The organism is Lentzea sp. NPDC037011 (genome assembly GCF_055607425.1).
In genome coordinates, this window is sequence record NZ_JBVJRT010000025.1 from 40,530 (window position 1) to 57,604 (window position 17,075).

The window sequence follows — 17,075 nt, forward strand, 5'->3', positions numbered from 1 at the left end:
GTGCAGCGGGCCGGACGACACGGCGTGGCGGTTATGCGGTGATCTTGCCGAACAGGTGGGCGGCGGGCGCGTGCGGGTCGTCGCCGTAGAAGAACTCCGCGAGCGCCTGGTGGAACTCGGCGCGGTCGAGCCCGCCGGAGCCGTCGACGTCCAGCGCGTCGAAGACGGCGGCGCAGTCCTCGGGGGAGACGTTGCCCGCGAGGCGGAAGATCTCCTCGAACTCCGTGCGGTCGACCCGGTCGTCCCCGTCGAGGTCGATCAGGTCGAAGTAGCAGTCGGCCACAGGTCCGACCTGCTGCGGGTACAGGCCGCGATCGCCCAGCGCCCGCCGGAACCCCTCGGTCATCTCCCGCAGGTCGACCTTCCCGTCACCGTCCTGGTCCATCGGCGCGATCACACCGGTCCAGAACGCCTCCAGCCCCTCCACGAGGTGGCGGGCGGTCGCGGGCTGCAGCGCGGCACCGCGGGCCGCGACGTACCGCTCGCCCATCAGCCGGACGTCCTCGCAGGTGATGACTCCGTCGCCGTCGACATCGGCGCCTTTGAACCACTGCCGGTACTTGAGATCACGAACTTCGGTCATGACGACGCAACCTAGGCAACCCGTTCCGCGAGTGCCCGGCGACACGGCTACCGGAAAGGGTGAACCAGCCGACCGGGTGACGCTGCCTCTACGCCGAGGTCGTTCGATCGGCGGGGTCCGTCCGTTACCACGAACAGGTTGAAACGGTTTTGAGTCGATTTTGCGGGGTACTGCTGACCTGTCCACCAGTGTCACGAGGGGAAGTCGGATGTCTCGGATCACCCGCTCGACGGCGGTCGTGCGCACGGCGCTGAACGCGTCGCCGCGCACCCCGGCCAGGTCAGCAAGTACCACCACGCCAGCGTCAGAGGTGAGGCACCCGTGAAGGCGCTGACGTGGCAGGGCAACGAGAAGGTGCAGGTGGTCGACGTTCCGGACCCGCGGATCGAGGAGCCCACCGACGCGATCATCAGGGTGACCTCGACCGCGATCTGCGGATCCGACCTCCACCTGTACGGGGTGCTGGGGCCCTATCTGAAGCCGGGCGACGTGCTCGGCCATGAGGCGATGGGCGTCGTCGAGGAGGTCGGTTCCGAGGCGAGCGGTCACCTCGAGGTGGGCGACCGGGTCGTGGTGCCGTTCAACATCTCGTGCGGGCACTGCTGGATGTGCGAGCGCGACCTGTTCGCGCAGTGCGAGACGACGCAGGTGCGCGGCGAGGGCAAGGGCGCGAGCCTGTTCGGCTACACCTCGCTCTACGGTTCGGTGCCCGGCGGCCAGGCCGAGTACCTGCGGGTGCCGCAGGCCCAGTTCGGGCCGATCGTCGTTCCGGACGGCACGCCCGACGAGCAGTTCCTGTTCCTGTCCGACATCCTGCCGACCGCGTGGCAGGCCGTCCGCTACGCCGACGTGCCTCCCGGTGGCACCGTCGCCGTGCTCGGGCTGGGCCCGGTCGGGCAGTTCGCCGCCCGGATCGCCAGGCACCTCGGCGCCGGCCGCGTCATCGGCGTCGACCGGGTTCCTGAACGGCTCGCGCTGGCCGAACGCCACGGGGCCGAACCCGTGAACCTCGACGAGTTCGACGGCTCCGGCGAGGTGGCGGCCAAGCTGATCGAGATGGTGGACGGCCGCGGGCCGGACGCCACCATCGACGCCGTCGGCATGGAGGCCCACGGCGGGGGACTGGTCGCCGCGGCGCAGAAGGCCGCTGGACTGCTCCCCGACGGCATCGCCCAGAAGGTGATCGACAAGGTCGCACTGGACCGCCTCGACGCCCTGCACACCGCGGTGAAGGGAGTGCGCCGCGGTGGCACGGTGTCGGTGTCCGGCGTGTACGGCGGCGAGCAGGACCCGATGCCGATGATGGAGATGTTCGACCGCGGGATCCAGCTGCGCATGGGACAGGCCCACGTGCGCCGGTGGACCGACGAGATCCTGCCGCTGGTCCTCGACCCGGCCGATCCGCTCGGCACCCTGGACCTGACCACGCACCACCTCCCGCTCGCCGAGGCCGCGCGCGGCTACGAGATGTTCCGCGCCAAGAGCGACGGCTGCATCAAGGTCGTGCTGAACCCATGACCGGCCGAGTGGTGCTCGTGGTGGGCGCGAGCAGCGGGATCGGGCTGGCCGCGGCGGTGGCGTTCTACTCCCGCGGCGATGCCGTGGTCCTGGCCTCCCGCAGCGGTGCGGCGCTCGACGCCGCGGAGAAGGCCTGCCGGGCGGTGGGAACCGCCGCGGTCGACGTCGTCGCCGACGACATCGGCGATCCCGGTGGCGCCGGCCGGATCGTCGGGAAGGCCATGGACCTGCACGGGCGCATCGACGTCGTCGTGCACAGTGCGACGGTGATGGGGTACGGGACCGTGGAGGAGATGCCTGCCGAGGTGTTCACCACGGTCGTGGACACCGCGGTGCACGGCACGCTGCACCTGGCGCAGGCGGTCCTCCCCGTTCTGCGCCGCCAGCGCACCGGCGTGTTCATCGGCGTGAACTCGCTGCTCGGCTCCATCACCGTGCCGCAGATGGGCGCCTACTCCACGGCCAAGTGGGGGCAACGCGCCGTACTCCGCACCCTGCAACAGGAAACGCGCGACGAGCCAGGCGTGCACGTGTGCATCGTGAGCCCCGGCAGCATCAACACGCCGATCTACGACCAGGCCGCCAACTACACCGGTCGTGCGGCGCGGCCACCTGTTCCGGTCCTGAGCCCCGAGCGGGTCGCCGCCGCGATCGTCCGCCTGGCCGACCACCCGCAGCGGCACGTCAGCGTGCCGGTAGGACCCGCGAACCCGCTCATCGTCGCCGGTTTCCGGTTCCTGCCCGGCCTTTACGACCTGCTCGTCGGGCCCCTGTTCCGCCTCGCGGCGCTGACGAGGAAGGCGGTGCCGCCCACGCCGGGCACCGTTCTCCGGCCGCACCCCGCCGGTGAGGGGACGCACGGGCGCTGGCCCGCCGAACGGTGAAGGTGTGGCCGGCGCGTTGTCCGAGAAGCCGGTAAACGGATCGCCGTCGGCGTGAGTCTTCAAGGGTGATGGCTGACTACGACGACTTCGCCCGAGCACAGCTGCCGCGGTTGCTGCGGTACGCGACGATGCTCACCGGCGAACGGGAACAGGCTGCTGATCTGGTGCAGGACGTGCTGGTCAAGATGTACCGGCACTGGTCACGGATCAGCCACGCGGACCACCCCGAGCGGTACGTGCTGCGGATGGTGACCAACGGCTACCTGTCCTGGCGACATAGCCGGTCCGCACGTGTGACCGCGTCGGGGGACCTCCCCGACGAGGCACGGGCGGACGACTTCGCGTCGGACCACGCCGCGCGGGAGGACATGTGGCAGCGCTTGGCGCGGCTGCCCAAGCGCCAGCGCGCCGTGGTGGTGCTGCGGTACTACGAGCAGCTGCCCGACTCCGAGATCGCCGGGCTGCTCGGCTGCGCCCAGGCGACCGTCCGCGCACACGCCCACAAGGCGTTGGCCGCACTGCGAAACGGCTTGGTCATCGAGCAGATGGCGGAGGCCAGGGAGACGTGATGAACATCGAGAACCTGATCAAGGACACCTTCACGGCGCGCGAGGCCGACGCACCCGACAGCGACGCGGTGCTCGCCGCAGCGCGCCGGCGCATCGACAGCAGGCGCTCCGCGCTGGGCCGGCCGCTGGTGGTCGCCGCCGGGGCGACCGTGCTGACCCTCGGCGCGGTCACGGCCGTGGTGCTGAACCGGCCGGACCCCGCGGTGCAGTCCCAGCCGATGGCCACCGCCGGTGGAGCCGAGACCCCGGCCCCCACGAGCCAGGCCGCGGCGGCGGGTCTGCGGATGCCCTACTCGCTGGGCTGGCTCCCACCGGGCACGGTCGCCCACCGGGTGCACCGGATCAACGTCGGGTTCAGCGCGGAGGACCCGGCCACGCCCCTGTACGGCGGTGAGTACATGCTGACCGTCACGGCCGGCGACCAGGTGCTGGAGATCGGCGTCCAGCAGTTCCGGATGGTGTCGCTGGACGAGGCGATGTTCAAGTCGGGTCCCGGCCAGGCCGTGACGGTCAAGGGGCAGCGCGGGGTGGAGAGCTCGGTGTCCACCGGGCCGGGCGGGTACGAGCTGTACGTGGCGCACCCCGACGGCGGCTCGATGTACGTGCACGTGGCCGCCGCGCACGGCAGCACCGCACCCGCGCAGCAGCTCGCCGACACCGGCCGCCGGATCGCGGAGAACATCCAGTTCCCCGGCGCGACGACGGTCGCCCCGGCCTACGGCCTGCGCGACCTGCCCGACGGGATGCGGATCTGCGCGTTCAACGTCCAGCAGGGCCTGGACCGGTCCCCGGCCATGCCGGAGACCACCACGGGCTACTCGCTGGGCACGTGCACCGTTCAGCCGACGGTCCACGTCAGCAGCGCCGTCGTCGGCGAACCGGCCGGTACGCCGGGGCAGTTCGTGCAGGGCCACGCGACGCGCTACACCGACGAAGACGGCTACCGCCGCCTGTGGGTCCTCGACGCCATCGGGGGGGCCCCGGTCGTCGTCGCCGGCGGGGTGCCCCAGGCCGACCTGTACGACATCGCCAACCGGCTCGTGCTGCCGAGCTGACCGCGGTTCGGTCACCGTGTTCGCCGCGGTGACCGAACGCCGTGGCCCGTCAGGGTTTGAGGACGACCTTCTCGCAGTTGTCCTGCTTGTTCTTGAAGATGTCGAAGCCATGTGCCGCCTCGTCGAGCGGGAGCGTGTGGGTGATGATCCGGGTCGGATCCAGCTTCCCGCTTTCAATGAGCTCCAGCAGCGGCTTCATGTAGCGGTGGACGTGGCACTGGCCGGTGCGCAGGGTCAGTGAGCGGTTCATCCACGCGCCCGCGGGGAACTTGTCGATCAGTCCACCGTAGACGCCGATCACCGAGACCACGCCGCCGCTGCGGCACGACATGATGGCCTGGCGCAGTGCGTGCGGTCGGTCGGTCTCGGACTTGACGGCCTGCTTGACCCGGTCGTAGGCGGAGACGTGCGCGCTGCCGTGCGTGGCCTCCAGGCCGACCGCGTCGATGCACTTGTCGGGCCCGCGCCCACCGGTCAGCTCCAGCAGCCGGGACCGCACGTCGACCTCGTCGAAGTTCACCGGCGTGTAACCCGCCTGCTCGGCCATCTGCAGCCGGTAGGGCTCCTTGTCGATGGCGATGACCTTCGCGGCGCCCAAGACCCTGGCGCTGTCCATGGCGAACTGGCCGACCGGCCCGGCACCCCACACCGCGACCACGTCACCGGGCTGGATGTCGCACATCTCGGCGCCCATGTAGCCGGTGGGCAGGATGTCGGAGAGGAACAGCACCTGCTCGTCGGTCAGGTCCGACTCGATCTTCAACGGGCCGACGTCGGCGAACGGCACGCGCGCGTACTGGGCCTGCCCGCCCGCGTAACCGCCGGTCAGGTGCGAGTAGCCGAAGATGCCGGCGACCGGGTGCCCGAACATCTTCTCCGCGATCCCGGCGTTCGGGTTGCTGTTCTCGCAGCACGAGAACAGCCCGGCCGCGCAGGCGGCACACGCACCGCAGGCGATCGGGAACGGCACGACGACCCGGTCCCCGACGCGCAGCCGGTCCGCGGCGACGCCCGAGCCGACCTCGACGACCTCGCCCATGAACTCGTGGCCCAGGACGTCACCGTCCTGCATGGTCGGCACGTAGCCGTCGACCAGGTGCAGGTCGGAACCGCAGATCGCGGTGGAGGTGATCCGGACGATCGCGTCGCGGCTGTTGAGGATCTTCGGGTCCGGCACGTCGCGGACCTCGACCTTGTTGCGGCCGGCCCAGGTGGTCGCCCTCATGCGCCCGCTCCCTTCTCCAGCTCGGCGTCCGACAGCGGCTGCGCCGGGCGTTGCGGGAACTCCTCGCGCGCCCGCTTGCCCCACGGGGCACCGTCGGACCGGACGACCTCACCGGTCTCCAGCACCTGCTTGAACCGGCGCAGGTCGTCGTCGAGCTGCTGGTGCGGCTCCTCGCCGAAGTACCGGGCGACCGCCTTGCCGATCGCACCGCCCGGGATCTCGTACACCAGTCCGACGTGGACCTCGGTGCTCTCCCCGTCGGGGGCGGCCACGAACCGGACCGTGCCGGCGTTGGGCACGTCGGCGTCACCGGTCGAACGCCAGGCGATCTTCTCGGCGGGCACCTCGTCGGTGATCTCGGCGTCCCACTCGACGTTCGTCCCGAACGGCGCGTCGGCGACCCAGTGGCTCGTCCGGGCACCGGTGGTGCGGACCTCCTCGAGATGCCCCATGAACGTCGGGAGGTTCTGCAGATCGCGCCAGAACGCGAACACCTCCGCCACGGGTTTGCGGACAGTGGTCGTAGCAGTCAGTTCCACGGATCCTCCTTCGCGTGCCCCGCACCACCGGCACCGGGCCTCACCGGGACCTGACTACCCCTCGGCACTGCGCCTAACCCCGTTGCGGGAGAGGTGACCGGTGCCGCCGTCGCTCCGCGCGGGGATCAGCTCCCGGTGACCGTGACGTCCGCGACGCCCCAGAAGCAGTTCGAGTCGGCCCGGGACTGCGTCGTGCCACCGAGGTAGTTGTTCTGCCAGTTGCCGTAGTACGTGAGGCCCCAGGTGCACTTGACGACGGACCGCCAGTTGGTGCCTTGCTGGCCCGTGCATTCCACCAGGCCGTCGCCGTCGGCGGCGGCCAGTGCCTTGCAGCTCAGCGCCCCGTACTGGAACAGGGTCCCCGGCGCGAGGGCAGAGGCCGCGGGCGACGTGACGAGGGAGACCCCGGTCAGCGTCGCGGCGACGGCCGCGGCGGTGGCGAGACGGCGGGTGAGGTGCCGCATGGCTTGCTCCTTCTCCGATCAGCGGTGGCGGGGGTTTCCCGCGACCGAACCGATCGTCGCGCAGGGGAGCGGCACGCCCCAGTACCACTGCTCGACCGCTCGCGGTGCACCACTTCGCACGCGAGCCGGTGGGCGGTGGCGAGCAGAAGGCCTACGGCAGAAGGGCCGTCACCACTCGGGTGACGGCCCTTCTGTCCTGGCAGGACGGTTCAGCACGCCCTGACGACGGCGGTGTGCGCCTTGCCGCCGAGGTCGAGGATCGTCACCGTGCGGCTCCCGGCGGGCACGCGGACCACGTAGGTGCCGGGGTCGACCGGGTAGCCGAAGTAGCTGCCGGCCGGTGCGGCCGAGGTGCCCGCGATCATCGCACCGCTGGTGCGGTGGATCGTCGTGGAGACCGCCGCGCCGCAGTTGTTGGAGATGTAGATCTTGCCCTTGGTGGCGGCGGTGGCGGATCCCGCGCCGAGGACGGAGATGAACAGTCCTGCGGTGGCCAGACCGGTGAGAATCCGCCGGGCGGTCGTCATGGTGCTCCTCCAGCTGTTGCGGGCGTTCCTCGCAAGATATCCACCGGTGTGGCGGCGCACAGTCGGTTGAACGACCGACATCTCGATCAGCGTTGTTCCGAGGTCGCGGAGGCGAGCTGGTCCGCGACGTCGCCGGGCACGTGCAGCCCTCCGTCGCGCAGGTCCGTGAGGAGTTGAGCGGTGAGTGGGTCGTGGGGGCCCGCGGTCAGGGCGACCAGGCGGCGTGTCCACCGCGGTTCGAAGGAGCGGACCACGCCGGTGAAACCCGCGGTGATGGCGCTGACCGGCACCACGGAGATCCCCAGGCCCGCCGCTGCCAGTTGGGGCGCGTGCGTCGTCACGGCGGTGCGGGCCACCACCGACCCCCTCAGGTCGGCGTCGAGGTTGCTCTCGATCCACGCGCCGAGGTTGTTCTCCGGCGTGAAGTGCACGAAGGACCGGCCGTGCAGGTCGTCCTGCCGGATGGCGGGCTGTGCGGCCAGCGGATGCCGGACCGGCAGTGCCACCACGATCTCCTCTTCGGCGACCGTGGTCTCGTGGAAGCCGGTGGCGCCGAGGTCGGGCACGAGCAGGACGTCAGCCTCCCCGGACTCCAGCGCGGCGAGGGCCGGCTCCGGGTCCGTGCTCTCGCGGAAGGCGATCGTCACGCCGGGCCGGTCGGCGTTCCACCGGGCCAGCACCGGTGCCAGCAACGCCACCGTGAGGCTCTGCGCGCACACCACGCGGACCGTGCCTCCGGCGGCCTGACCCACCGCACGGGCGAGGCGGACCGCGTCGTCGGCGGCGGCCACGGCCCGGCGAGCCTCGGGCAGCGCGGCGCGTCCGGCGGCCGTGAGACGCACTCCGCGGCGGTCGCGGATCAGCAGGGCGGTGCCGGCCTCACGTTCGAGGGCGACCAGTTGGTGCGAGATCGCCGGCTGGGACAGGTGCAGGTGCTGCGCGGCACGCGTCACCGAACCCAGGTCGGCCGCGGCGAGCAGGCATTCCAGCGCGCGCAGAGTTGGCATAAACAAAAGTTATCATTAGGGCAATTTATATCGATCCTGCGACGGGAAGTGTTCTTCCTGCACCGCCGTTGGACCTGACATGTCATCAGCATTCGTCACCGGCGGGTCCGGTTTCATCGGAAGTGCCCTGATCCGCCGCCTGGTCGCCGACGGCCACGCGGTGTCCGCCCTGGCGCGCAGCGACGCAGCGGCCGCCGCAGTCGAGCACGCGGGCGCCACCGCCGTCCGGGGAGACCTCCTCGACCCCACCACCTGGGCCCGTCCCGGCGACACCTACGACGTGGTCTTCCACCTCGCCGCGGAGACCGACCTCGCGGCGAGCCCGGAACGGCACCGGCTCGTGACGGTGGACGGGACCGCAGCCGCCCTGGAAGGCGCACGCCGCGTGCACGCCCGCAGGTTTGTCCACTGTGGATCGGAAGCCGCGCTGCTGGCCGGTGACCCCCTGGTCGACGCGGACGAGACCGCTCCGCTGCGCCCGGACTCGCCCGCGGCCTACTCCGCCACCAAGGCGCAGGCGGAACAGCTCGTCGCGGAGGCCTCGGACGACCGGCTCGGCACCGTCGTCATCCGCCCGCGGTTCGTGTGGGGACCGCACAGCAGCCTGATCGGCGCGATCGTGGCGGCGGCGCGGGAAGGCCGGTTCGCCTGGATCGAGGGCAGCAGGGTGCGCACCGACGTGACCTACGTCGACAACGCCGTGGAAGGACTGGTCCTCGGCTGGTTGCACGGTCGGCCAGGAGAGGCGTACTTCATCACCGACCGCGAGCCGGTGGAGCTGAGGTCGTTCCTCGAGACGCAGTTCCGGCTCCACGCGGTGGAGCCGTCGGTACCGGATCTCGACCTCTCCACGGCCGTGGAGAACGTGCCGGTGCCGTTGCTCTGGTTCTTCTCGCAGCCGTGCACTGTGGACACGGCGAAGGCGGTGGCGGAGCTGGGGTACCGGCCCGTGATCACCCGCGCCCAGGCGCTCGCCACTACCGGGGCGGTCAGCTCGGCATCTGACGCACAGTGACGACCATTCGCCCCGCTTTCGCTGGTTGTGCTGCTTTCGTCCGAATAGTGGGCTACGTCAACCGTGAAGAGCGCTGAACCGCTTCACGCCAATGGCGGGCGAACGGGCACGACGACTCTCCTTACGTTGGGTGGCGGAACCCCGAGGTTCCATTCTTCGCACCCTGCAAGCGAGGAGAACCCATGTTCAAGAAAGTCGTCCTGTCCGTCGCGCTCGCCGCGGCCACAACCGTCGTCGCACCCCTGACGGGCCAGGCGTCGGCCGCCGAGGCCCCGCCCACCGCGGCGGCGGTCACCGTGTACTACGACACCAGCAGCGCCCCCACGTTCGCGAGCGCCATCCGGCAAGGTGCGGCGAACTGGAACGCGCGGGTGTCCAACGTGAAGCTGGTGGAGAACCGCAGCGCGGCCACCCTGCGCTACCGCGAGGGCAACGACCCGCGCGGTTCGTACGCCTCGACCAACGGCCACGGCAGCGGCACGATCTTCATCGACTACACGCAGGCGCGGCAGTACTACGTCACCCGCATCACCGCGCACGAGACCGGGCACGCCCTCGGTCTGCCCGACCACTACAGCGGCCCGTGCTCGGAGCTGATGTCGGGCGGTGGCCCCGGCACGTCCTGCACCGTCGCCTCGCCCAACGCCACCGAGGCGGCTCGGGTGAACTCCCTGTGGGCCAACGGGTTCGCCGGCACCTACGAGTGGAAGGTGATCTACGAGCAGATCCCCGTCCACTCCTGATCACGCACGACCGCGGGGCCTGGGTCTCCTGTGGACCCGGGCCCCGCGGGCGTTGTGCGTCCATCGCGACGACCTGTGTGTCACCGCGAGACGGAGATGTTGAACTTCGCGGTTCCCAGGGCCCTGACGGTCGAGAAGAACAACGGAGCGACGTGCTCGGTGGCCAAGGCGGTGTGGACGCCGCCCAGGTCCAGGACGCTGCTCCCGGGCCACCCCAGGTCGCCGAGCAAGCCCGTGACCACGGTCTTGGCCGCGCTGTCGTCGCCGCTGAGGAAAACGGTCGCCTGGGACACCGACGCCAGCGGGTCGACCATGATGGTGAAGTTCATCGTGTTGAGCGTCTTCACGACACGGGCCCGTGGGAAACGCGCCTGCACCTGCTGGGCCACGCTGTCACCGGGGTAGGCCATCGTCATCTGCGGGGTGAAAGCGGCCGAGGGGTCGAGCACGATCTTCTCGGCCAGCACGTCCTCCCCGATGTCTTCCAAGGCGGCGACCACGGCCGTGCCGGGGATGGCGGTGACGACGACGTCGCTGGACGCGACGGCTTCGCGCGGGCTGACCGTTCCCTCTTCGCCTGCGCGCGTCCGTGATCCGTAGACCACGTGGTGACCGGTGGATGCCAGTCGTGTCCCCAATGCGGAACCGACCTTGCCCGTGCCGAGGATCGCGATGTTCATGGGTTCCTCCTGAGGTGGTCTGACGAGCGACATGCGGGGCTGCGGTGTCGACCGCGGTCCGCACGTCGCGGGCTACTTGGTCTCGACCTGCGCAAGAGGCGTCTTCCGGCTCTCCAGTGCCTTCACGGCGATGTCCCAGGACATGTCGCCGGGAAACAACTGGGACCGCAGGTAGGACCACACCAGCGCCCGCAGCGCGGCAACCCGTTCGGGGTTCTCGTCGGAGGTTTCCACGGCGTCGTAGCCCGAGATCCCGCCGAACAGGTGCTGTGCGCCCAGGAGGGTCAGCAGCGTCTTGTTCCCGCCGGGGCTGTGGGTGTAGGCGTCCCAGCGGTAGCTGAGCCGGGAGGAGAAGTGGGGGTTCAGGTCCTCGTCGCCGGCGATGACGAGCGCGGCACCGGTCATCTGCCCGAAGTCGATGTGCTTCATCATCGGGTAGTGCTCCGCGGCCCACGGCGAGAAGTGCTCGTCGGCGATGCCAGGTCCTCCGATCACGACGCCGGCCTTGACCCTGGGGTCGGAGAGGTCCTTCTCCCGGGGGTCGTCCGGGTCGGACACCTGCGAGCCCAGCAGCAGTGAGACCGTGTGGCCACCGGCCGAGTGCCCGACCGCGGCCACCTTCTCGGTGTCGACACGGCCCGGGAGCCCCGGAATCGTGGCGATGACCTCCTCCAGGTGATCGAGGACGATCCGCATGTCGACGGCGCGGTCGCGCCAGAACAGCGGCGCGTCGGGCAGGTCCTGGTCGCGCAGCCCGAGCACCGTGGAGTCCAGGTGCGTCGGCTGGACGACGACGAACCCGTGAGCGGCCCAGAAGTCCGCGAGGGGCCCGTAGCCGCGCAGCGAGGAGAGGAAGTTGGTCATGCCGTGGCCGTGCGAGAGCAGCAGCACCGGCAGGTCGGTCCCGGTCACGGGCGCCGAGATCTTGATCTCCAGCGGCACGGGCCTGCCCGGCACCTCCAGCGAGACGGGACTGCAGCTGAGGACGGGGGTGGGGTCGCTGACCGGGAAGCCGGCGGCGTCCGCGTAGGACGTGTTCATGGTGTTCCTCTCAGGCGGTTCGTCCGTGAACGCGTTGCTCGACGGACTCGGAGGGTGATCGACTCCGGCCGCCCGGCAAAAGATTGCCATGGACGGCAAGTTTGCACAAGACGGCATTTTAGCCATGGGAAGCATGTATGCTGAGGTGCACGCAGGCGGTGGTCAACGGAGTGCGGGAGGGGTGCGGGTGGCCAGTGACGGTCCGGGGCTTCGGGAGCGGTCCAAAGCGCGACGCCGGCGGTTGATCCTGCACACGGCTCTGCGCCTGTTCGCAGAACACGGGTACGAACGGACCACGATCGCCGACATCGCCGAGGCGGCCGAGGTCGCGCCGCGGACCGTGACGGGCTACTTCCCGTCGAAGCTCGACTTCATCACCGAATGGCCCGCGTCCATCGAGCAGCGGATCATCGCGCTGCACCGGGAGGACCCCGCGCTGGAGTTCATCGACCTGGTGGACAGGTGGTGGCACGACCTGCGCGACAACGTCGACCAGGAGGAAGCCGCGCTCACCCGCGCCATGGCCCTGGCCAACCCCGGCGTGGTCGCCATGGCGGAGGCCGAGGTCTCCCAGCGAACTCCCGGAACCGGCTTCCCCTTCGACGGAACCGGTCGTGACGACCTGTCGGGAGCCGCGGGCCGAGCCGCGATCAGGGGTGTCAACCAGGTGTTCCTCCGCGGTGTCGCCGAGGACCGCATGACCGACGAGCTCCACGACGACCTGCTGAACCTGGTCCGTGCCATCGCCGACAGCACCGACGTCGGTCACGGTTCGCTCAAGCTGGACCCTTAGGTATCGGGACCTCCTGGCATTCACCTCAAAGTGTTCGAGTCACCCTCGCATTCCGTGGGCGGATGCGGATGGTGGCCTTTTCGGACCGTCTTCGACACCGTAAAGAGTGCAATGCCGCAACCTTCACGGGCAAAGACTGGAAACCAGTGGCGGCTTCGGCGGCTCGTTGTTGATGTTCGGTAATTCGTGACTCCGGCCTGGGAGCTGGAATTCATGGAGTTCACTCTTGTGGGCGTATTTGTGTGTTGTTTCTGCGTGGCAGCGAATTTTCGCGCTTTCATGTCCTCAGGTCTCCCGGTACTCGTCACATCCAGGAGGACAAGGAAATGGGTAGATCCACATTCGCGATCACGGCATCGGCCATCGCGCTGACGACCTCGTGGTTGCTCGTGACCGCGGCAGGCGCGGCGCAAGCGGAAGCAGCGTACGACGGCATCGCCATGTACAAGCAGGAGAAGACCCAGTGGTGCTGGGCCGCCTCGGGCCTGACGATCGCCAAGTACCAGGGCGTCGGCAGCACGCAGGCGGACTTCTGCACTCGGGCCCAGCCCTACTACGGCTGCAACAACCAGCCTGCCACGCTCGACGACATGGCCAGGGGCTGGCAGAGCCTCGGCATGGCCCACCCCGGCTCGGGCCTGGGCAGCGCGGCCTCGTTCAACCAGATCTACACCGACGTCAAGGCTTCCCGCCCCATCGGTGCGCGCATCGGGTGGACCTCAGGCGGGGGCCACATGAACGTCGTCTACGGCTTCGACACGTCGAACAACACCATCGCGGTCGCCGACCCGTGGCCGGACACCGCCACCTACACGTGGTGGAACTACAACGACTACGTCAACAACAGCTCGTTCAAGTGGACCCACTCCCGGATCGGCATCTCCCGTTAAGGCAGGCATCATGTGCGAACCAAGAACGGTCTGGCGGCGGGCTGCTTCGCGCCTTTCCCGCCTGACCGCGGTCCTGGCACTGGGCGCATCCGCGCTCCTGTCCGTCGCGGGCCCCGCCCACGCGGCCCCGGCCGAGGACCCGCTCCCGGTGGACATCCCCGACTACCAGGCCGCTCTCAACGCCGTGAAGTCGGCCGACGTCCGCAACGCCGTGTGCCGCTTCCTCGCCGTGCCGGTGCCCCAGGGCGGGTCCCAACCCGTGCAGATGGTTCCGGACAAGGCCAATCCGTGCGAGGGCATGCCCGCCTTCACGATCAAGGACCCGCTGGCGGTCAGCGAGATCACGCCGGGCTTCGTCGCGGGCACCTCCCCGCCGATCGCCACGGAGGCGGTCAAACTGGCCCGCCTGGTGTCCTCGCTGAGCAACACCGTCAACGACCGCCAGGCCACCGTCATGCTCGCCCCCACACAGGGCGGCGGCTGGCACTTGGCGGCGGTGCGCGAGGGCGACGACGAGGCCGAGTACGCCGGCAAGGCCGGTGCGGGGGTCCTGGTGTTCTCAGAGCCGCAGATCCGTGGCTGGTACCAGCTGAAGCTCACCACGGTGGAGCCGCTCAACGACCAGGCACGGCAAGGACTGGGCGGCAAGTCGTCCATGTCGCTGAGCGAGTACCAGAAGCTGGTCAAGGCCCGCTACGCCGACAAGCTGCCCGCATCGGATTACGACACCAAGGGGATGTCGAGCGGCTACGGCATTGCAAGCGGAACGGACAGCACGTCGTCCATCGCGCCGTTGCTCGTCGGCGGTTCGAGCGCGGCGCTCGTGCTCGCGGGCGGCGCCTTCTTCTTCCGTCGCCGGCGCAACAACGCTGGGTGATTCTTCGGCTCGGTCCCGGTGGACACGGCGAACGACAGCCGTTCTGGGCCGTTATGAGCGTGCGTTCAGGGCTGTTGACCTGCGCTTTGGTGCAGTTGGGCGCAGTTCAGGCCGATCCGAGGGCTCCATCTGTGTGACCTGCAACGCCAGGAACGCGCTGACCTGCGTAAACGGGACTCCTGCAGGTCGGCGCGGTTCCGTTCAGGTCCATTGAGGGCTGTTCTGGCACGTTCAACGCACGGAGTCGCTCCCAATGGTCGCCATCACATGAGCGATCCACCAGGGTCTCTCAATCGCACGAATGTGCGAACTTTTTCATGTGCGCTCTATGGGGCGAGTGTGTGCGCATGATTATCGGTGCGGACGTTGGCCCACCTCATTGGCCGAGCCCCTGAGGGACACGTCGCAGAATACGCTGCGCGCTTGCAGCTCAGAACCTGTCGACCCAGGCTCTGACTGTCATCGCGGCGGTGAACCGTTATGGCGTAACCGCTGTTCCCAGGGATCAGCGGGCAGTATGGTGGCTGCCAATCCCTGGCAGGTTGCGGAAAGGCGCGAGTGCAGATTCGACGCTGTCGTTCGGCGTCGTCCTCCACGACAAGCTGCTGTCTTCAAGCATGCCGGCGCTGACGTGGTGCCCTCGTCTGGTGTTCCGCGAGGCACCGATCGGCACTGTGAGCCGTTGGTCAGTAAGTCTCGAACGGCTGCCATTGAACAGATTCTGGACGCACGCCGGTCACCGCGAACTCGAGCAGCGCCGCGACCGCGAGGTCGCGTGGAATGATCGCGTCGCGCGGGAACTCCGTCTCGTTCGCCGAATCGACGTACAGGGTCGGCACGTCGTCCGGGACGGCAGTAGGAGATGACGTCACCCAGGGGTGTCGTTCCAGGGTGAGGTCCAGGTCGTGCTCCGGCGGGGGCATCGCATCCACAGTGGACGGCGGTAGGTCACCCGCGTGCCGCAGGACCAGCGTTTCGACCTGGGTCGACCGTGACCGAGTCTGCTCCGGTGCGCTCTGCTTGGCCCACATCGTCACCATTCGCACCGCCCGCCGCGGGTCCGTCGGCCCGAAGTAGTGCAGTGCCACGTGCTCTCCGGTCGGCGATACGTCCATCTTGAACATGCGGTCGGGAATCTTCGCCGGACCGAACCGGGGGAGCTCGCGCGCGGCGATCTGGGTCGGATGTGGCTGTGGTTCGGCCAGGATCGCTGCCAGCGCACGGTTGAGGTCGGACTCGGATCGGACCTCGAACGGCTCACGAGCGCGGTTGGCGCCGCTGTAGAAGTACCAGTCCAGCGTGTACGTCACCGTGCATCCCTTCCCTGGAACGTGTGCGAACCCATCGGATCGTGCACCGTCAGTGTCTGACCGGCGCCCAGTACGAGCGGTAGCACCTCCCGGCAACCCAACATGCCCTCGCACACTTCCTTGTTCACGACCACTTCGGCACGGTTGACGCCGGACTGCCGCATGCGCCAGGCGACCTTGGTTTCGACGTGCTTGGTGACCTCGGCGTTCTGACCCGGCCACAGCACACCCACCTTCGTCAGGTGATCATTGATGCGGGTGTGCTCGCCGTCGGGCTCCCGGCCGCTCTGCACGAGGTCTTCATTGCCGTCATCATCGCGGCAGATCCCGCTGGTCTTGAACGCGGGAAGGCTCGATCGTGCGCCGCGCCCAGGTATCCGACTGCCGGCCGCCACCGCCTGTCCCGCCGGACGTCGGGGTTGAGGCTGTCGGCGGCTTGGTCGCGAACTGCTGATGAACCTTCTCGATGCCCTGCAAGCCCGATACCAGGACGTCCAGCAGGTCCTTTGCGCCGACTCGCACAGCGGCGAACTGACTGGTGACCATCTCAGCATCGGCCTGCTCGCCGGTTCCGGCCATGACGTCGGTGAGCGCCGTCGCGCACTCCTCGGCCATCTCCACGACCTGCTGGAGCATCTGCTGCACCTGCTGGGCCTTGTCCGCGGCGGCGTTGAGCGTGGCCTCAACATCGCTGAACGTCGTCGGCGGCACACCGCTACCTTCCCGCGGACCCGTACCGATCCTCGCACGAGGCACGCGTACGGCCGAACCGCAGTTCAGCCGCATGGGTGATGGGCTCGTACCGCGTCCGCCTGGCCTGCGTCTGATCACCATGCACGAGACCCACTCGGGGCATCCCGGCTGCGTCATGATGCCGGTTCGGGCTCGCCTTCTCGGTCCCGCCAGCGGAGCCGCGATCATCCGCAGGATGGGTTGCCGCGAGGTCTCCTGCTGGATGGTGGCTTGCCGGGTTCGTGACCTGCGTGATCACGGTGCTGTGATTCGGGTGTTCGATCTCCGGGCGCCACGACGAGCTCCTCCAGCGGCGCCTCAAACGCCTGAGGGCTTAAGACGAATGACCGCTGAGGTGTTACGCGACTGCCACGAACGGCACCGGCTGCTCAGGAACCGGCGACCGAGTCGAGCAGGCTCTTGGCTACGTCGCGGAGTTTGACGTTCTCGTGCTGTGAGCGCTGCACGAGCATCGTGAAGGCTTCGTCGGCGCTGCAGGAGTGCACGGCCATCAGCACACCTTTTGCATGGTCGATGACGGCCCGGGAGGCGAGAGCCTTTTCCAGGCTGTCGATGTGGTCTCGTGAGCGTTGCCAGCGCTGGGCGCTGGCGATCGTGACCGA

21 protein-coding genes are annotated in these 17,075 nt (G+C 69.1%); 9 read left to right on the forward strand and 12 right to left on the reverse strand.

The genetic code is table 11. From position 1 onward, the window contains the following. Window positions 1-31: 31 nt before the first annotated feature. Window positions 32-583 (reverse strand): EF-hand domain-containing protein, encoded by a 552-nt coding sequence (locus ACZ7CH_RS40085; RefSeq protein WP_360401144.1) that lies wholly within the window; start codon window positions 581-583, stop codon window positions 32-34. A gap of 321 nt (window positions 584-904) precedes the next feature. On the opposite strand from ACZ7CH_RS40085, the gene ACZ7CH_RS40090 reads away from it, so the two are divergent. The 4 genes from ACZ7CH_RS40090 to ACZ7CH_RS40105 all read left to right on the forward strand — a co-directional run bounded on the left by ACZ7CH_RS40090 (window position 905) and on the right by ACZ7CH_RS40105 (window position 4,609). After that, complete coding sequence (locus tag ACZ7CH_RS40090; protein ID WP_470376357.1) at window positions 905-2,101, forward strand: zinc-dependent alcohol dehydrogenase; 1,197 nt, start codon at window positions 905-907, stop codon at window positions 2,099-2,101. Continuing rightward, window positions 2,098-2,985: an SDR family NAD(P)-dependent oxidoreductase gene (locus tag ACZ7CH_RS40095; protein WP_470376358.1), complete on the forward strand. Its 888-nt coding sequence runs from the start codon at window positions 2,098-2,100 to the stop codon at window positions 2,983-2,985. Before ACZ7CH_RS40090 ends, ACZ7CH_RS40095 begins: the two co-directional genes overlap by 4 nt. A 68-nt stretch (window positions 2,986-3,053) precedes the next feature. Further along, window positions 3,054-3,554 (forward strand): SigE family RNA polymerase sigma factor, encoded by a 501-nt coding sequence (locus tag ACZ7CH_RS40100; protein WP_470376359.1) that lies wholly within the window; start codon window positions 3,054-3,056, stop codon window positions 3,552-3,554. Then, a complete protein-coding gene (locus tag ACZ7CH_RS40105; protein WP_470376360.1) occupies window positions 3,554-4,609 on the forward strand; it encodes a hypothetical protein in 1,056 nt (351 codons plus the stop codon). The genes ACZ7CH_RS40100 and ACZ7CH_RS40105 overlap by 1 nt, the downstream gene beginning before the upstream one ends. Before the next feature lie 49 nt (window positions 4,610-4,658). Here ACZ7CH_RS40105 and ACZ7CH_RS40110 read toward each other — a convergent pair whose 3' ends face one another. The 5 genes from ACZ7CH_RS40110 to ACZ7CH_RS40130 form a co-directional block, all read right to left on the reverse strand. Further along, window positions 4,659-5,834 carry a zinc-dependent alcohol dehydrogenase gene (locus ACZ7CH_RS40110; RefSeq protein ID WP_360401159.1) on the reverse strand — a complete coding sequence of 392 codons (1,176 nt, stop codon included), beginning with the start codon at window positions 5,832-5,834 and terminating at the stop codon, window positions 4,659-4,661. Then, the gene (locus ACZ7CH_RS40115; RefSeq protein WP_360401162.1) at window positions 5,831-6,373 is read right to left on the reverse strand and encodes an SRPBCC family protein; all 543 of its coding nucleotides are present in this window, start codon (window positions 6,371-6,373) and stop codon (window positions 5,831-5,833) included. Before ACZ7CH_RS40115 ends, ACZ7CH_RS40110 begins: the two co-directional genes overlap by 4 nt. 125 nt (window positions 6,374-6,498) lie before the next feature. Further along, a complete protein-coding gene (locus ACZ7CH_RS40120; RefSeq protein WP_458432132.1) occupies window positions 6,499-6,837 on the reverse strand; it encodes a hypothetical protein in 339 nt (112 codons plus the stop codon). A gap of 209 nt (window positions 6,838-7,046) precedes the next feature. Beyond that, a complete protein-coding gene (locus ACZ7CH_RS40125) occupies window positions 7,047-7,364 on the reverse strand; it encodes a hypothetical protein (protein WP_360401168.1) in 318 nt (105 codons plus the stop codon). 86 nt (window positions 7,365-7,450) lie between these two features. Then, the gene (locus ACZ7CH_RS40130; protein ID WP_470376361.1) at window positions 7,451-8,371 is read right to left on the reverse strand and encodes a LysR family transcriptional regulator; all 921 of its coding nucleotides are present in this window, start codon (window positions 8,369-8,371) and stop codon (window positions 7,451-7,453) included. Between the two features lie 79 nt (window positions 8,372-8,450). Between ACZ7CH_RS40130 and ACZ7CH_RS40135 the strand changes: the two genes are divergently transcribed. Both ACZ7CH_RS40135 and ACZ7CH_RS40140 read left to right on the forward strand, forming a co-directional pair. Beyond that, window positions 8,451-9,386: an NAD-dependent epimerase/dehydratase family protein gene (locus ACZ7CH_RS40135; protein WP_470376362.1), complete on the forward strand. Its 936-nt coding sequence runs from the start codon at window positions 8,451-8,453 to the stop codon at window positions 9,384-9,386. 182 nt (window positions 9,387-9,568) lie between these two features. Further along, on the forward strand, window positions 9,569-10,129 hold the full coding sequence (locus ACZ7CH_RS40140) for a snapalysin family zinc-dependent metalloprotease (protein WP_360401177.1): 561 nt from the start codon (window positions 9,569-9,571) through the stop codon (window positions 10,127-10,129). A gap of 80 nt (window positions 10,130-10,209) precedes the next feature. Here ACZ7CH_RS40140 and ACZ7CH_RS40145 read toward each other — a convergent pair whose 3' ends face one another. Next, window positions 10,210-10,809, reverse strand: a complete 600-nt coding sequence (locus ACZ7CH_RS40145; protein ID WP_458432136.1) for an NADPH-dependent F420 reductase — start codon at window positions 10,807-10,809, stop codon at window positions 10,210-10,212. Window positions 10,810-10,881: 72 nt separating this feature from the next. After that, complete coding sequence (locus tag ACZ7CH_RS40150) at window positions 10,882-11,850, reverse strand: alpha/beta hydrolase family protein (protein WP_470376363.1); 969 nt, start codon at window positions 11,848-11,850, stop codon at window positions 10,882-10,884. Between the two features lie 241 nt (window positions 11,851-12,091). Between ACZ7CH_RS40150 and ACZ7CH_RS40155 the strand changes: the two genes are divergently transcribed. From ACZ7CH_RS40155 to ACZ7CH_RS40165, 3 genes are all read left to right on the forward strand, one after another. Beyond that, window positions 12,092-12,643, forward strand: a complete 552-nt coding sequence (locus ACZ7CH_RS40155; RefSeq protein WP_470376364.1) for a TetR/AcrR family transcriptional regulator — start codon at window positions 12,092-12,094, stop codon at window positions 12,641-12,643. A 326-nt stretch (window positions 12,644-12,969) separates the two neighbouring features. Then, entirely contained in the window at window positions 12,970-13,533 is a 564-nt protein-coding gene (locus ACZ7CH_RS40160) for a papain-like cysteine protease family protein (protein ID WP_360401188.1), read from the forward strand. A 10-nt stretch (window positions 13,534-13,543) separates the two neighbouring features. Beyond that, on the forward strand, window positions 13,544-14,410 hold the full coding sequence (locus tag ACZ7CH_RS40165; RefSeq protein ID WP_458432139.1) for an LPXTG cell wall anchor domain-containing protein: 867 nt from the start codon (window positions 13,544-13,546) through the stop codon (window positions 14,408-14,410). 686 nt (window positions 14,411-15,096) lie between these two features. Here the strand turns inward: ACZ7CH_RS40165 and ACZ7CH_RS40170 are convergent. From ACZ7CH_RS40170 to ACZ7CH_RS40185, 4 genes are all read right to left on the reverse strand, one after another. Continuing rightward, window positions 15,097-15,720 carry an Imm1 family immunity protein gene (locus tag ACZ7CH_RS40170; RefSeq protein WP_470371935.1) on the reverse strand — a complete coding sequence of 208 codons (624 nt, stop codon included), beginning with the start codon at window positions 15,718-15,720 and terminating at the stop codon, window positions 15,097-15,099. Continuing rightward, window positions 15,717-16,013, reverse strand: coding sequence for a DddA-like double-stranded DNA deaminase toxin (locus ACZ7CH_RS40175; RefSeq protein ID WP_470376365.1), 297 nt, complete (start codon window positions 16,011-16,013; stop codon window positions 15,717-15,719). The genes ACZ7CH_RS40170 and ACZ7CH_RS40175 overlap by 4 nt, the downstream gene beginning before the upstream one ends. A 19-nt stretch (window positions 16,014-16,032) precedes the next feature. Then, window positions 16,033-16,431 (reverse strand): hypothetical protein, encoded by a 399-nt coding sequence (locus tag ACZ7CH_RS40180; protein WP_470376366.1) that lies wholly within the window; start codon window positions 16,429-16,431, stop codon window positions 16,033-16,035. A gap of 410 nt (window positions 16,432-16,841) precedes the next feature. Then, window positions 16,842-17,075 (reverse strand): ANTAR domain-containing response regulator (locus tag ACZ7CH_RS40185; protein WP_470376367.1); only part of this gene is annotated, 234 nt, incomplete at its 5' end.